Consider the following 15845-nt stretch of genomic DNA (forward strand, 5'->3'; position numbering starts at 1 on the left):
CGATCGGGAGCCAGTGTCGCCACCCATAACCATCGTGATATCGGCAACTGCTGACAGGTTGGGCAATATCAAGCGCTTGTGCCATCATAGAGCCTTGTCGCACTACGCCACATCTGAGACCGCCGCCAGACCCTTCTCCGGCCGATCAGGTGCATCGTACACAGATCATGGGATGTTGCATGCATAAGTCTGCATTACTGCTTGGTACCTGCCTGCTTGGGCTTTCCCTGTCCGGCTGCGCTTTTCTCCAGGACAACCAGGAATCGCAATCCACCTCGTCGCCTGATGACGCCACTGCATCATCCGCGGAACCGTCAGCGGACATCCGTTACGCCGATTTCGAACCGGAAGAACTGTACCTGCTGCTTTCCGGCGAGATAGCCGCCCAACGGGGCCGATTCGACGTCACCCTTGTCAATTACATGAAGGCGGCACAGCAATCCCGCGATCTGGGCGTGATTGAGCGGACCATGCGCATTGCCCAGTCACTGAACGCCGATAACGCGCAGCAGAAACTGGCGGCGCTGTGGCTGGAGGTAGCCCCGGACAACATGCAGGCACATCGCATCTCCGCCATCCAGGCCGTGAAGAAGAACGAACTGGAGACCGCCCTGGGCCACATGGAAAAGATCATGGATCTGGGCGGCGACGCGGATTTTGACAGCCTTGCCGCGATGGCCGGAAACCTGCCGCCGGAACAACAGCAGGAACTGCTCGACTTATACCAGCAACTGGAGCAGCGCCACCCTGACAACCCGGAACTGCAATACAGCATTGCCCTTCTACTGAAGGTGACGGGCGAGCCCCAGCAAGCCCTCGCCAAACTGGAACCCCTTCTGGACAGCAAGCCGGATTTCCAGCCAGCACTGATACTCAAGGGCGACCTGCTCTACCAGACCAACCAGAAACAGCAGGCCCTGGATCACCTGAGGGCGAATACACGACAATTCCCCGACAATCGCCAGATGGGAACCCTCTACGGCCGCATGCTGATCGGCGAAGGTGAGCTGCAAACCGCCCAGAACGAATTCCGCCGGCTGGTTAACCGCTTCCCCGACGTTCCCGGCCTGCGGCTCTCCTACGCCCTGGTCGCGCTTGAAAACGATCAGATCGCGCTGGCCGAGGAGGAACTGACACGCCTGATCGAACAAGGCCACCACAGTGATGAGGCTCACTACTACCTGGGCCGGATTGCCGACGAGGAAAACGAAAACGAGCAGGCCATCGGCTACTACAGGAATGTCGAGAAAGGTAATTACTTTTTCCCGGCCCTGGCCCGTGCCAGCGAACTGATGGCGGAACAGGGAGAGCTGGATGAGGCCCTGGCCGACATTCGCGAGATCCGCAAGAACAACCCCGACCAGGACGAGAATTTCCGCCTGCTGGAAATCAATCTCCTGCTGGATCGGGATCATGACGAGCGAGCCCTTCAGGCGGCCAATGAAGCCCTGGAATCCTTCCCTGGCAATGTCCGCATTCGCTACGCCCGTGCCATGCTGCTCGACTCCATGGATAAGCCAGAGCAGGCCGAAGCCGATCTGAGAACAATCATCGAGGAACAGCCCGACAACGCCGTGGCACTCAACGCGCTGGGTTATATCCTTACCACCCGCACGGACCGACTCGATGAAGCCAGGGACTATATTGAGAGAGCCCTGGCCATCGATCCGGAGAACCCTGCCATACTCGATAGCATGGGCTGGGTACTGTATCTGCAGGGCAACACCGACGAGTCACTGAGCTATCTGTCACGTGCCTGGGAGGCCTACGCTGACCCGGAAGTAGCCGCTCATTACGGCGAAGCGCTCTGGCAAACCGGCAATCAGGAACAGGCCCGCTCGATCTGGAGAGAAGGCTTCGAGCAGGACCCGGACCACCCGATACTGACTGAAACTGTTGAAAGGCTGACCGGGGAGCCGTCCCTGTGAAATTATCGGTTATCGCGCTGACGTTCGCCGCCCTGGTTCTGAGCGGCTGTAGCTCACTGACAGTTGAACCACTTCCTGAAGGCCTGACTGAACAGCCACCGGCCGACTGGAGCAAGACCAGTGCCCGACTTGACCAGCTTCAGCACTGGGAACTGACCGGCAAACTCGCCGTTCGCCAGCCCTCGGACAGCGGCACCGCCGTCATCAACTACTGGAAACAGGACCGGGAAACGTACGAACTGGCGCTGTCATCATCGTTCCTCGGTATGGGCCGCACTACCCTTGAAGGCGTTCCCGGGTTCATCGAACTCACACTTCCCAACGGCGAGCGCTACCAGTCCGGCGACCCGGAGTCCCTGGTCAACGCCGCCACCGGCTGGCTGCTCCCCGTTGACAGCCTGGCCTGGTGGATACGGGGCCTGCCCGGCCCTGACGGGGACTTCCGGCTGTTCTTCGACGACAAGGGTCAACTGGCCGTCATACGCCAACTGGGCTGGGAGATCCGCTACGACCGCTGGCAAGCATTCATAGAGGGCTACCCTCATCTGCCCGCCCGTATCACGGCGGTCAAGGGCGAGAAGCGCGTGAGGGTGGTGGTTACCAGCTGGAACCAGACCGATGGAGACAGCCAGTGAACAGCCTGGTTCTGCCCTCCCCGGCAAAACTGAACCTCTTCCTGCATATTCTCGGGCGTCGACCGGATGGCTACCATGAACTGCAAACCCTGTTTCAGTTTCTGAATTATGGCGACACCCTGACCCTGACCGCACGCACCGATGGCAGAATCGTCCTTGAGCAACCCCTGCCCGGGGTGCCCGACGAGGAAAACCTGATTGTCCGTGCTGCGCGACAACTGGCGGCAACCGCAGGTCATACGACTCCCGGTGTCAGTATTGCAGTCGACAAGCAGTTGCCCATGGGCGGTGGCCTGGGTGGTGGCAGCTCCAATGCCGCCACCACACTGGTGGGGCTGAACCGCCTGTGGGGCCTGAACCGCTCCCTGGACGAGTTGGCTGAACTGGGCCTGTCCCTGGGTGCCGATGTGCCCGTATTCGTTCGCGGACATGCAGCCTGGGGCGAAGGCGTGGGCGAACGACTCACCGACGCCAACCCACCAGAAGACTGGTTTCTGGTTATAAAACCACCTTGCGATATAAGCACCAAAGAGATTTTTTCCGAGCAAGGGTTGACAAGGGATACCCCCGGAATCAAAATAGCGCCCGCTTTTGAGGGAGACGCCTCGAGGTACCGAAACGACTGTGAGGATGTAGTTCGAAGACTGTATCCTGAGGTTCATCAAAGCCTGGAGTGGCTTGCACAATTCGGACCTGCAAGATTAACCGGAACCGGGGCTTGCATATTTGGACGTTTCCCGACAGAATCCGCAGCCCGGATTATCTGGGAAAGCAAACCCTCCGGCATCACGGGGTTCGTAGCTCAAGGGGTGAACATTTCACCACTTCACAAAAAGCTGACAGAGCTGAAATGATGCCAAAAAAGCACGATACTGGGGTGTCGCCAAGTGGTAAGGCAACGGGTTTTGATCCCGTCATGCGCAGGTTCGAATCCTGCCACCCCAGCCACCTTTCTCCCGCTTCTTCTGAATCAAACGCCGATACCGAGAAGGATGCCGTCGTGTCCAAACTGATGATTTTTACTGGCAACGCCAACCCGGAGCTTGCCAAGGCCATCGCCCAGAAACTTCACATTCCCATGGGCCAGGCCACCGTTGGAACCTTCAGCGATGGTGAAACCACCGTTGAAATCAACGAAAATGTTCGCGGGCATGATGTCTTCATCATTCAGCCCACCTGCAACCCCACCAACGATAACCTGATGGAACTGATCGTGATGGCCGACGCACTGCGCCGTGCATCCGCCACCCGGGTTACCGCGGTTATCCCCTACTATGGCTATGCCCGCCAGGATCGCCGTGTTCGCTCCACCCGTGTTGCCATTAGTGCCAAAGTGGTTGCAGATATGATTTCCAGCATCGGCGTTGACAGGGTCCTGACCGTTGACCTCCACGCCGACCAGATCCAGGGCTTCTTCGACATTCCGGTGGACAATATCTACGCCACCCCGGTCATGCTTGAGGATATCGAGAAGCAGCGCTTTGAGAACTTCGTAGTGGTATCTCCTGACGTTGGCGGCGTTGTTCGTGCCCGCGCCGTTGCCAAGCGACTGGACGATGCCGACCTCGCCATCATCGACAAGCGCCGTCCCAAGGCCAACGTGTCGCAGGTCATGCACATCATCGGTGATGTAAAGGACAAAACCTGTATCCTGGTGGACGACATCATCGACACCGCCGGCACGCTTTGCAAAGCCGCCAACGCTCTTAAGGAGCATGGTGCCGCCAGCGTGGTCGCCTACATCACCCACCCCGTCCTTTCAGGCCCGGCTGTTGACAACCTCAACGCCTCCGAATTGGACGAACTGGTTGTCTGCGACACCATCCCACTGGGTGACAAAGCGCGTAATTGTGATAAGATCCGCATCCTCACTATGGCTGGGCTGCTTGCGGAATCCATTCGTCGCGTCAGCAACGAAGAGTCCATCAGCGCGATGTTTGAGAACGCCTGATCAGCTAACCACCTGATTTAGTGAAAAGAATCCAGACCGGGAGCCCAGTGGGCTCCCGGTCTGTTTAGTCCGCCGGAAAACAGCCGGCATATCGAAAATATCACCGGTTCAGGACCTGGTCGCGGGCCGCTCTGGTGAAAATTGAGGTTATAACCATGTCTCAGGAATTTCTTATCGAAGCATTTCCTCGTGGCGATCAGGGGAGAGGTGCGAGCCGCCGCCTGCGTCGTGAGGAGCGTAAAATTCCGGCCATCATTTATGGCGGGAAGAAAGAAGCCGTTTCGATTTCCATCTGGCACAACGAGCTGAAAAAAGCTCTGGAAAACGAAGCCTTCTTCTCACACATTCTGACCATCGAACTGGAAGGCAAGAAAGAAAGCGTGATCCTGAAGGATCTGCAGCGTCACCCGTACAAGCCGCTGCTGACCCACGCTGACTTCCTGCGCGTTGACAAGGATCACGAAATCCACGTTAACGTACCGCTGCACTTCCTGAACGAAGAAACTGCACCGGCCATCAAGCTCCAGGGCGGCGTTGCCAACCACCAGATCAACGAAGTAGAAGTGATCTGTCTGCCGCAGAACCTGCCTGAGTTCCTCGAAGTCGACATGACTGCCGTGGAGATGGACCAGGTTGTTCACCTGAGCGACCTCAAACTGCCGAAAGGCGTTCGTATTGCGGCTCTGCTGCAGGGTGAAGACCACGACCTGCCAGTCGTTGCAATCCACAAGCCGCGCGCTGCCAAGACAGAAGATACTGACGAAGGCGAAGACGGCGAAGCGGGTGAAGAAGGCGAAGACAAGGAGTAATCGCTCCTGTACGAATGAGGGCAACGGCAGATGGCACAGGATATCCTCATGGTGGTGGGACTGGGTAACCCCGGCCCCGACTATGCGAATACCCGCCACAACGCCGGTGCCCTGTTCGTGGAAGCACTGGCCCGTGAAACGGGCCAGTCGCTCCGCCCCGAAAAGAAATACCACGGGCTCTACGCCCGAATTCAGCTTCAGGGTCTCGACCTGCACCTGCTGAACCCTTCCACGTATATGAACCGCAGTGGCCTCTCCATCAAGGCACTGGCGGACTTCTTCAAGATTCAGCCCCAACAGATTCTGGTTGCCCACGACGAGCTCGATCTGCCCCCGGGTACCGCCAAGCTAAAAAAAGGCGGCGGCCATGGCGGACACAACGGCCTGCGGGACACCATTGCTCACCTCGGCACCAACGACTTCCAGCGCCTGCGCATCGGCATCGGCCACCCCGGCGACAGCCGCCAGGTCACAGGCTATGTTCTCGGCCGCCTGGGCAAACGGGAAACCGAAGAACTCAACGCCCTGATCGACGAAATCATTCGCGTACTGCCGGACGCTGCCAGCGGCAAACTTCCCGCTGCGATGAATCGCTTGCACAGCTTCAAACCGGTATAATCCGCCCAAATTTTCCAGCACCAGCAGAGGCATTCCATGGGATTTAACTGCGGCATCGTCGGCCTTCCCAACGTCGGCAAATCCACCCTGTTCAACGCACTGACCAAATCCGGTATTGGCGCGGAAAACTTCCCCTTCTGCACCATTGAGCCTAACGCCGGCGTCGTGGCCATGCCCGACCCCCGCCTCAACAAGCTCGCTGACATCGTAAAGCCGGAAAAGGTGGTGGCAACCACAATGGAATTCGTGGATATCGCCGGCCTGGTAGAAGGTGCCTCGAAAGGCGAAGGCTTGGGCAACCAGTTCCTGGCCAACATCCGCCAGACCGACGCCATTGCCCATGTGGTGCGTTGCTTCGAGGACGACAACGTCATTCACGTCGCCAACAAGATTGACCCGGCGTCGGATATCGAAATCATCAACACAGAACTGGCCCTGGCCGATCTGGAAACCGTCGAGAAAGCCATCAAACGGGTTCAGCGAGTCGCAAAGAGCGGCGACAAAGAGGCCAAAGCTCAGCTTGAAGTCTTCGACACCCTGCTTCCCGTGCTGAACGAAGGCAAACCGGTTCGCAGCATGAATCTCGACAAAGAGAAGATGGCACTGATCCGCGAACTCTGCCTGCTCACCGTAAAGCCAACCATGTACATCGCCAACGTCAGCGAAGACGGGTTCGAGAATAACCCTCACCTGGACACCGTGAAAAAGATTGCGGAATCCGAGAACGCAGTTGTGGTGCCTATCTGCAACAAGATAGAAGCCGAAATCTCCGAACTGGAAGACGACGAAAAATCCATGTTCCTGGAAGAAATGGGCATGGACGAGCCTGGCCTGGACCGGGTCATTCGCGGCGGCTATGGCCTGCTGAACCTTCAGACCTACTTTACCGCCGGGGTGAAGGAAGTCCGCGCCTGGACGGTGAAAGTGGGCGCTACCGCACCACAGGCGGCAGGCGTGATCCATACCGACTTCGAACGCGGCTTCATCCGCGCCGAAGTGGTGAGCTACGATGACTTCGTCAAGTACAACGGCGAAGCCGGAGCCAAGGAAGCCGGCAAGTGGCGCCTTGAGGGCAAGGAATACATCGTCCAGGACGGTGACGTTGTCCACTTTCGGTTCAATGTCTGACCGCGCTGGAGCGTTCTGACGGTGAGCCTCGTGCCCGCATGCTGCAGTACCCCGGATGACCGGTGGCCCTGGCCGCAATCGTTGCCAGGGCTTGAGCTGATCAGCCTGGACTTTGACCCCGATAACCTCAAACCGGACGACTTTACGATCAGTGACATCGTCCCACCACCGTCGGTGGAAAGGGCTGTTGCCAAACGCCAGGCGGAATACCTGGCTGGCCGTTTCTGCGCCCGCGAAGGCTTACTGCGCGCCACGGGGCAACCGGTGGTGCCAGCCCTCGGCGATGACCGGGCGCCGGTATGGCCAACTGGGTGCGTGGGCTCGATCACCCACACCCAGGGTTGGGCTGCGGCGGTTATCGGCCAGCAACAGGACTACGCCGGAATTGGCCTGGACGCGGAAGTCATCATGCCCGATGAACGCGCCCTGCCGCTTTGCCGGCAAATCCTGATCCCTTCAGAGCAGACACGGTTTCGTTCGGAACTGGCCAATCATGCAGGGCATTTCATCACTCTGGTGTTCTGCCTCAAGGAAACGCTCTTCAAGGCGCTGTATCCGCTGGTTCAGAAGCGCTTCTACTTCGAGCACGCGGAAGTGCTGTCATGGGACCCGGATGGCACAGCACGATTGCGCCTGCTCACCCACCTTTCCGAACAGTGGCCTACGAATACGGAACTGGAAGCCCGGTTCGTGCAGGAGCACGACCGCCTGATCAGCCTGATCGTGGTTCCCGCCAACCACCACAATTGATAACCATTACCATTTGAGATAGGATCACGGTTTCTCTCAATCTCCCGCCAGAGGCACTATGTTTAAACTGGACGCCGTCAGTTGGCAGATCAATGGAAAGACCCTGCTCCATCCGATCGACCTGACCATTAAGCATGGTCAGGTGGTTGGGCTGATCGGGCACAACGGCTCCGGAAAATCCACGCTGGTAAAACTGCTCGCCCGCCAACTGACGCCGACATCAGGCCAGGTTTCCCTTGAGGGTAAACCGTTGGAATCGTGGGGCGACAAACCCCTGGCGAGGCAGATCGCTTACCTGCCGCAACAGCTGCCACCGACAGAAGGCCTGCGTGTTATCGATCTGATACGTTTCGGCCGCTACCCCTGGCATGGCGCACTCGGACGCTTTTCCGCCGAAGACCGGGCCCAGGTGAACCGAGCCATGGCACTGACGGATACGGAACAGTTTGCCCACCGCAACGTCGATGAACTGTCTGGGGGCGAGCGCCAGCGGGTCTGGCTGGCCATGCTGATCGCCCAGAACGCCCGGTATCTGCTGCTGGACGAACCCACTTCCGCACTTGATATTGCCCACCAGGTGGAAGTCCTGTCTCTGGTTCGCAACCTGGGCAGGGAGCTGGACATGGGTGTCGTTGTGGTTCTGCACGACATCAATATGGCCGCCACCTACTGTGACCACCTGGTCGCACTCCACAGCGGAAAGTTACTGACGCAGGGTGCGCCCAAAGAGCTGATGAACACCAGCACACTGGAATCCATCTACGGTATTTCCATGTCTGTCATGCCTCACCCTCATAATGATGGGGCACACATTGCCATCGCCTGAACCCCGCCGTTTGGTACCCTGACGCTTTTAAACCGATTGGTTGTTCTGCTCAGGCCTGCTCGACCAGGCTTTCCGGAAGCTGGGCCCCTTTAGGCGGTTTATCAATATGGGGACAATTCTCACACAGCGCCAGCTCCGGCAGCCGGTAACGGATACAACACTGACGCCGCTGACGCAGGGGCGAAGGCCCGGATGAGCGTTCCACATAGCGTACCGGGCTGAACATCGGGTTTTTGCCACCATCCGGGCGGCGCTCTGATTCAATCAGCCGTTTGCCGTCAGCAAGCATCTCCGCCGGCAATCCAAGGCCAGCCATGGCATGAACCAACCACTCAACATAATTGGCGGCATTGTTCCACAACACCTTCCTGGACAGCTTTACCTGCTGGTTCCAGCCCTCGATAAGTGGTTCGAAGTTGCCGTCCAGCAGCTCCTTAAAGCGTTCGAAAGGCCCTTCGGGCTTGCTCGCAAAGGGCTGTCCCTCATGGGGTAGCCGGAAGGCTTCCGGCAAGCCGTCATCCCCCAGAATCACCTCAAGCTTGTCGAGTGCCACTGGCAGCTCATGCCCCAGCACCATGTTCGCCGCCACAGTCGGCACGATCAGCTTCACGAAGTATGTGCGGGACCACTGGGAAACCAATGCCCGCCTGTCATCACCTGGCTGAAAGCGGCGATAATGTTCCAACAGCCACGCCAGGCCATCGGTGGTTATCAGTTCCCGGACAGGAATTGCTGGCCGCGGATCATCCGGCAGAACCAGTATGTCCCGGTAATGTTCGAAATCCCCGACGAACAGGGGGGCAAGCGCACGAATAGTCATGAATCAGGCTGCGTAAAGCTGTTTGAGAGGAAGGAACCTAACACATCGAAGACCGTTCAAAGAAGCGCTCCCGCGAAAGTGACATGAGCGCGGCTCGTTTGTGGGGGAAATCAAAATCCCGGACCCGATCAAAGCCGGTATTCTGAAGGTGGTGAATCATACGGTCGTTGTCGGACCGAGGTTCGGAGACGATACGCTGTGTCCGGGGTTCATCCAGAAACAGGTAGTGCACCAGGGACGGCAGCCAGCACGCCACTTTGTGGGGGCCACGGTGGTGATCCTCCCCGACCAGCATGTGGATGCCACGATCATGCAATCCGGCCTCACAATGGGGCCCGATACGATCTTCCTGGGCCCAATAGACATCGAAAAAACCAAACGGTTCGTCATCAAAACAGCCGATCAGTTGCAGGCAATGGGGGTCCTTCGCGAGGACCTCCAGATGCCTGCGATGCTCTTCCAGCGACCCGCTCTCCTCCCAGAAATACTCGACCCTGGGGGAGTTCTGCCAACGATTGAAGCGCGCCAGGTCTTCCCGGATATCCAACGTACGAAAAGAAATCCAACTGCACAACTGGGTATCATGGCGGCGGTACACCTCGCCAACGGGTTTTTGCGGTCGTATCGGAACACCCGGGTTTTCCAAAGTATCTGCTGTACTCACGTTACCTCCTCCCGAAGCGCCGGGTTCTGTGGATTGCTGGAAAGCCCATGCCCCTCGGCCATTGCAACGACGACTTTCCTGGGGCCGGCGAAGGGTTCCCGCGCATGGGCCATCAACATATTGTCCAGCATCAGGATGTCGCCACTGCGCCACGGGAAGACCACGCGACATTCATCCAGAACACCCCGGACTTCCTCCAGGGCGGAGGACTCAATGGCGCCGCCATCGCCGTAGTAAACGTTTCTGGGCAGATTGTCCTCGCCCACGGTTTCCAGCAGGATCGCCTGCATTTCCTCATCCAGCGCCGACAAGTGGAACAGGTGCGCCTGATTGAACCACACCTTGTCGCCGGTACGGGGATGACGGGCAACTGCCTGACAGCGCTGAGCCGTGCGCAGACAACCATCGTCTTTCCAGGTTACGTCAATACCCTGCCGTCGGCAGAAAACCTCAACCGCTTCGGCACTGTCGGTGTTGAACACCTGTTGCCAATCCACATCAAGGCCGTTGCCATAGTTGCGAACGTAAGTCAGCCCCCGCTCACTGAAACGCCGGCGCAGGGCCGGATCGATCCGGCGATAGACCTCTCGGCTGTCCGCGATGGGGGTCTCCCCGCCCTGCTCGGCCGCCCGAGCACAATAGAACCAGATCCGCATTGGCCACTCGGTGGTATAGGCCTGCTCGTTATGCAGTGGAATGCTTCTGTGAGCCGGATACTCCGTTGAGGTATAAACACCTTTTCCGGTCACCTGGCTGCGGGGCGTTGAACCAAACTCGTAACTGAGCAGCGGATGACCAAAAGAACCGGAAAACGACTGGAAGCCCTCAACGCCGGGCGCTGAAAAGCCGCGAAACAGGATGGCACCGTCTTTTTCCAGTCGGTGCTCGACCAGCTCCCGAATTGCTCCAGCAACCTGCTCCAGGCCGGTATCCGGCGTGAGCGGGCTGACCTTGAGCGGAACACCGTCCTCGATGGCCAACGCCTCAGGCGCTGTTCTGGCCGTGATGGAATTCATCGGCTTCAACCTCCGGCCATCGCATCCTGCAGGCTTTTGGGACGCATATCCGTCCACGCTTCACGGATGTGCGCGAGACACGAGGCCTTATCCCCCTCCACGCCTATCGCTTTCCAGCCTTCGGGAATGGGTTTGTAGCTCGGCCAGATGGAGTATTGCTCTTCGTGGTTAATGACAACCTGAAAAATGGTGCTCTCGCTATCGAAACTCATGACGTACCTCGCCTGACCTGTAACTCTAGGGGCAGACCGCCCCTCCCATACTCTCCAAGACGAACGGGACACCCGGAAATTTAGGGCGACGGCCTGTCTGAGCCCATCCCGTTCATCACATCAATCATCTGCTTCATGATGACGGTGGCGGTCAGCGGCCCACCAAACGACCAGTAGTTGGTTGCCAGGAAGCCGTAGCGATGCTTCCGCGCCGCCGGCAGAGCTCGCCAGAGCGGAGATTCAAACATCGGTGCTCCACTGAAATTGCCGATCATGAAGATATGGGCATCGGGTGCCTGGGCAAGCGCGTGGATTTCAATCCGCTGGTGGATGGTGTGGCTTTCCCGCAATGGCCAGGGATTGGTGCCGCCCAGCCGGTTCGCCAGGCTGACGACCAACGTCTGTTCATTCGAAACAATAAACAGCCCCTGCTCTGCCAATGGGTAAAGCACTGCGATGGGCTCTCCGGCCATCCCCCTTTTACGAGCCACCCGCCTTCCCTTATCCAGGACCTGTTCCAGCCGGGCAACAACCACCTCCGCCTCAGCCTCTCTCCCTGTCAGGGCCGCCAGGTGCCCCAGAATCGCCTTTCCAACGTCTACGGCATCCCGGGGTGACGTTTCCAGGGAGACCCGATACATCACTGTGGGCGCCAGCCGGTCAAGGCGGTCAAATAGGCTGACATGGAGGCTGGACACACCCAGAATCAGGTCCGGCTGCAGGCTGACCAAACGTTCCAGGTTGGGTTGTTGCGGCGTTCCCAGGGATTCCACGCCATCCAGACTGTCAGCCAGAGGCTTGCCCTGCCAGCGATAGCTGTCCGGGTTGGCAACACCCACCGGCTGTATACCCAGCGCCAGCAGAATCTCCGTGGTGAGATCATCCAGACTGACGATCCGCAGAGGCTCGTCGGGAATCGTCTCTGACTGCGCGGCCACGATAGGCTTCGGTGGTTCGGCGTTGGCGACCAGAGATACGAGGCAGAGTGCAATGGCTGCAATTAACGTCATTCCGGCTCTCATGCTTTACGAAAGTAGGTTCGGGTCAGGAGCACCAGGAAAATCGGCGCCCCTATGGTGGCGGTCATCACACCAAGTGGCACGTCCAGCGGTGACAACAATCGCTGCCCCCCCACATCCGCCAGGATCAGCAAAACCGCGCCCATCAATGGCGTCACGATCAGCCGATCCCGATAGCCATAGAAGCCCAGCAACCGCACAGCATGAGGCACCAGCAGCCCAACAAAAGCCACCGGCCCAAGCACACTGACAGCCGCAGCAATCATGAAACTGGCCAGCACAAGCAGTAGCAGGCGTTTACGGGCGGCGCCCACACCCAGACTGTCCGCGACCCCATCTCCCAGGGCCAGCAGGGCCAGCCACCGACGCGCCAACATCGCCAGCACCAGGCCGATGCACAACCAGGGCAACAACACCCATACATCACCCCAGGTAGTGGCGTAGCTGCTTCCAGCCATCCAGATCAGCGCGAGCGTTATGTTCAGGGAGTGAAAGCCAATCAACAGGCTGGTGAGCCCCGCAGCAACACCGGTCAGAGCGAAGCCTGCCAGAATCAGCCGCAAGGGCTCGAGACCATGACGAACGTTGAGCAGAATGACGACGGTCAGTGCCACGGTCGCCCCAAGCCAGGCGAAGGGCAGGCGCCAGCCCGGTGCGAGTTCGGGCAGTAGCATGATCCCGGCCAACACCGCCAGTGCGGACATCTGGCTGACCCCCAACACACTGGGACTCGCCAGTGGGTTGCGGGTTACTCCCTGTAGAATCAGACCACTGGAGGCAAACAAGGCGCCCCCGGCGGCATCCACCATCAGCCGGGGCAACCGCAGGTCCAGCAACTGCCAGGCCACTCCATCCCCCGCCAATAGCATGGTCAGGCTGATGGCGTCGCCACCTAGCACGCCATAACCCAGCCCACCGCCCAGCATCATCGTCAATATCACCACGATCGCGACGGCGGAGAGCTTTTTCCCGGTAGGCTCCCCTGACCCCAGGGCTGCCTGAACCGGAAACTGGCGGCTGCGGGTCAATCGCAACAACAGCATGACCGCGACGCCGCCAAGAACCGCCGACAAGGTCGCCAAAGGCAGTTCCATCACCTCCGCCACAGCAGCCACCACAACATCCGCGGACAACGTCAGGACCCCGCCCCAAAGCGCAGCCAGCGGCAGCAACCGTGATGGCCAGTGTACGCCAAATCCGTAGCGCACCAGGTTCGGCGCAACCAGACCAATGAACCCCAGCGGCCCGGCGATATGAATTGCCAGTGCGGTCAGCAGAGTGCCTATCAGGATAACCACCGTTTTAAGCATGCGGGGTGACAGCCCCAGCACCCGCATCTGGGCATCTCCCAACAGAGCCATGTTCAGCGGTCGCCGCAGCAACGCAAGAGCGAGCAGCAATGGCGGCACCATCGACAGTGCCAGTTGCACCCGGGCCCAACCGAACTGGCTGAGTGACCCGGTGTCCCAGATCGCCACCACAAAGGCCGCCCGTTCATTGAGGGTGAGCAACAGCGTCAACAGGGCGTAAAGGATCTGTGCCATGGCCATGCCGGCCAACACCAGGCGCAGCGGCGTCGTACGACTGCCGCCGGCGAAAAAGAACGTCAGCATCGCGGCCACAAGACCACCCAGGAAGACCAGCGGCAGGGCAAACGCCGCTGGCAGCATCATCCCCAGGATGACCCCAAACTGGGCGCCCGCCGTGATACCAAGTAGATCCGGCGACACCAGCGGATTGCGGGTAATCAACTGCATCAGGGCGCCGGCAATACCCAATCCCGCACCGACGATCAGGCCTGCAATAACTCGGGGTAACTGTGCCCACCAGAGCAGCAGGCCATCGAGGGACGGTGACGACTGCCATGGGGTCAACCAGGCACCGGCCTCCGGCATCGGATAACGGAAAAAGCCCTGCCATAACAGCAGGGCTATCAAGGCCAGGGTTCCCGCCCCGGTCGCCAGCCACAGTCGGCGGTTCGTCGCCTTGACCTGGCCACCTTCAATTTGCTGATTCACCGCAGTCACACCAACATCCATTCATCAGGGTGCAGAGAATCCGGCGATGGCATCGGCAGCCGCAGGAAGGCACGGCCGCCGTCAGCACATCGCCGGCTCAGGCACTACCAGTTATAGGAAACCGTGCCCTGAACGGTGCGCTCAGCGCCATAGTAGCAACGCGAAGCATTGTTACATTCGCCGACGTATTCCTCGTCAAACAGGTTGTGGACGTTCACGCGGGTCTCCCAACCGTTAAGGAATTGGTAGGCCAGAGCCAGGTCCACCAGAGTGACATCGTCGGTCTCCAGTCGTGACGGGTAGGCGAGATTATCTTGATCTGGGTAAGCATAGGACTCACCCACATAACGCACACCGACGCCAGCTTCCACGCCACGCAACAGGTCCTCGAAGAATTTGTAGTTGGCCCAGAGCGAAGCCTGGTTGCGCGGGACGCCCACGACCTGCCTACCCTCATAGCGAGGGAAGGGTTCATCTTCGACGATCTTTGCGTCGGTGTAGGTGTAGGTGGCCAGCAGGCTCAGGTTCTCGTTGATGTCGCTGTTGAGTTCAAACTCGACACCCTCGGACTCCGTACGGCCGACGTTCCGATAGGCACCAATGGAACCGTCATAATTGACGTCGTCCTTCTTGACAATATCAAACGCCGAAACGGTCACCAGCGTATCCAAGCCCGGCGGCTGGTACTTGAAGCCGGCTTCATACTGCCGACCTGTGATCGGTTCCAGGGCTTCATTATCCGTCGTAGTCTGGCGAGCTGGCACAAACGAAGTGGAATAGCTGAGGTAAGGCGAAAGGCCAAAATCAAACTCGTACATCAGGCCGGCCTGCCATGTGAACTCCTTGTCGTTGAAGTCGAAGTCCTCGCCTCCCGGCAGACGATTATCAAATTCAGTTTCGGCGTAATCAAAACGCCCTCCCAGTAGCCCGATCAGGTTACCGACCCGACTCTGCACCTGTGCATAAACACCAGCCAGGTTCTGAATTTCCTCACCGTCGCTGGAGGTGGTCGGGGTACCCGGGATCCGGGCCCAAACCGGGTCATAGATGTTGATAAATTGAATATCGCTGAAACCGACATCCTGGGTCTGATCAAAACTGGTGCGATCAAAGCTCACACCGGCAAGCCAGGTGTTTTCGGTAGCGCCGATCTGCAGATCTCCAACCAGTTGGTTGTCGATGGAATAGGTACGCGACTCATTAAACCGGTCACGGCCATACGCACCCACGAAATCATCAAACCCATCCCCAGGGAACCCCCACCAGACTTCCTTGCGCTCAACACGGGAACGCAGGTAACGGGCGTTCTGCCGGAAGGTCAGGTCAGAATTGAACTGGTGCTCGTATTCATAGCCCAGTGACCAGACCTCACGATCAAAGGTATCCCACTCCGGATGACCAAGATTGGTGGACGGGTCGATTTGACCGGCGGGGTGATCCAACACGGTTCC

15 protein-coding genes, 1 tRNA gene and 1 pseudogene are annotated in these 15845 nt (G+C 58.8%); 10 read left to right on the top strand and 7 right to left on the bottom strand.

Features of this window, described 5'->3' with window-relative positions; translation table 11 throughout:
- Positions 1 to 179 precede the first annotated feature (179 nt).
- The 10 genes from B3M52_RS13060 to B3M52_RS13105 all read left to right on the top strand — a co-directional run bounded on the left by B3M52_RS13060 (position 180) and on the right by B3M52_RS13105 (position 8645).
- Positions 180 to 1928: a tetratricopeptide repeat protein gene (locus tag B3M52_RS13060; protein WP_075196006.1), complete on the top strand. Its 1749-nt coding sequence runs from the start codon at positions 180 to 182 to the stop codon at positions 1926 to 1928.
- Positions 1925 to 2563 carry a lipoprotein insertase outer membrane protein LolB gene (gene lolB / locus B3M52_RS13065; RefSeq protein WP_075196007.1) on the top strand — a complete coding sequence of 213 codons (639 nt, stop codon included), beginning with the start codon at positions 1925 to 1927 and terminating at the stop codon, positions 2561 to 2563. Before B3M52_RS13060 ends, lolB begins: the two co-directional genes overlap by 4 nt.
- The gene (gene ispE, locus B3M52_RS13070) at positions 2560 to 3417 is read left to right on the top strand and encodes a 4-(cytidine 5'-diphospho)-2-C-methyl-D-erythritol kinase (protein ID WP_075196008.1); all 858 of its coding nucleotides are present in this window, start codon (positions 2560 to 2562) and stop codon (positions 3415 to 3417) included. The genes lolB and ispE overlap by 4 nt, the downstream gene beginning before the upstream one ends.
- Before the next feature lie 19 nt (positions 3418 to 3436).
- A tRNA-Gln gene (locus B3M52_RS13075) sits at positions 3437 to 3511 on the top strand.
- A 52-nt stretch (positions 3512 to 3563) separates the two neighbouring features.
- Entirely contained in the window at positions 3564 to 4514 is a 951-nt protein-coding gene (locus B3M52_RS13080; protein WP_036205696.1) for a ribose-phosphate diphosphokinase, read from the top strand.
- Positions 4515 to 4669: 155 nt separating this feature from the next.
- Positions 4670 to 5323, top strand: a complete 654-nt coding sequence (locus tag B3M52_RS13085; RefSeq protein ID WP_036205694.1) for a 50S ribosomal protein L25/general stress protein Ctc — start codon at positions 4670 to 4672, stop codon at positions 5321 to 5323.
- 30 nt (positions 5324 to 5353) lie between these two features.
- Positions 5354 to 5941, top strand: a complete 588-nt coding sequence (gene pth / locus B3M52_RS13090; protein WP_041333474.1) for an aminoacyl-tRNA hydrolase — start codon at positions 5354 to 5356, stop codon at positions 5939 to 5941.
- Positions 5942 to 5977: 36 nt separating this feature from the next.
- Positions 5978 to 7069 carry a redox-regulated ATPase YchF gene (gene ychF, locus B3M52_RS13095; protein ID WP_075196009.1) on the top strand — a complete coding sequence of 364 codons (1092 nt, stop codon included), beginning with the start codon at positions 5978 to 5980 and terminating at the stop codon, positions 7067 to 7069.
- Between the two features lie 21 nt (positions 7070 to 7090).
- Positions 7091 to 7819 (top strand): 4'-phosphopantetheinyl transferase family protein, encoded by a 729-nt coding sequence (locus B3M52_RS13100; protein ID WP_075196010.1) that lies wholly within the window; start codon positions 7091 to 7093, stop codon positions 7817 to 7819.
- A gap of 58 nt (positions 7820 to 7877) precedes the next feature.
- Complete coding sequence (locus tag B3M52_RS13105; protein WP_075196011.1) at positions 7878 to 8645, top strand: ATP-binding cassette domain-containing protein; 768 nt, start codon at positions 7878 to 7880, stop codon at positions 8643 to 8645.
- Between the two features lie 49 nt (positions 8646 to 8694).
- On the opposite strand, the gene fhuF is transcribed toward B3M52_RS13105, so the two are convergent.
- The 7 genes and pseudogenes from fhuF to B3M52_RS13140 form a co-directional block, all read right to left on the bottom strand.
- Positions 8695 to 9465: a siderophore-iron reductase FhuF gene (fhuF, locus tag B3M52_RS13110; RefSeq protein WP_075196012.1), complete on the bottom strand. Its 771-nt coding sequence runs from the start codon at positions 9463 to 9465 to the stop codon at positions 8695 to 8697.
- A 37-nt stretch (positions 9466 to 9502) separates the two neighbouring features.
- Positions 9503 to 10093 (bottom strand): annotated as a pseudogene (locus B3M52_RS13115) (GNAT family N-acetyltransferase); the annotation flags it as partial.
- A 32-nt stretch (positions 10094 to 10125) separates the two neighbouring features.
- A complete protein-coding gene (locus B3M52_RS13120; RefSeq protein ID WP_075196013.1) occupies positions 10126 to 11145 on the bottom strand; it encodes a TauD/TfdA family dioxygenase in 1020 nt (339 codons plus the stop codon).
- A gap of 5 nt (positions 11146 to 11150) precedes the next feature.
- Positions 11151 to 11357: an MbtH family protein gene (locus tag B3M52_RS13125; protein WP_075196014.1), complete on the bottom strand. Its 207-nt coding sequence runs from the start codon at positions 11355 to 11357 to the stop codon at positions 11151 to 11153.
- Positions 11358 to 11437: 80 nt separating this feature from the next.
- Positions 11438 to 12367, bottom strand: a complete 930-nt coding sequence (locus tag B3M52_RS13130) for an iron-siderophore ABC transporter substrate-binding protein (RefSeq protein ID WP_075196015.1) — start codon at positions 12365 to 12367, stop codon at positions 11438 to 11440.
- Between the two features lie 8 nt (positions 12368 to 12375).
- Positions 12376 to 14382 carry an iron ABC transporter permease gene (locus B3M52_RS13135; protein ID WP_407716493.1) on the bottom strand — a complete coding sequence of 669 codons (2007 nt, stop codon included), beginning with the start codon at positions 14380 to 14382 and terminating at the stop codon, positions 12376 to 12378.
- A gap of 116 nt (positions 14383 to 14498) precedes the next feature.
- On the bottom strand, positions 14499 to 15845 hold a 1347-nt coding region (locus tag B3M52_RS13140; RefSeq protein ID WP_286749659.1), incomplete at its 5' end, for a TonB-dependent siderophore receptor.

This window comes from Marinobacter sp. UBA2688 (assembly GCF_002352785.1).
GTDB classification, from domain to species: Bacteria; Pseudomonadota; Gammaproteobacteria; order Pseudomonadales; family Oleiphilaceae; genus Marinobacter; species Marinobacter salarius.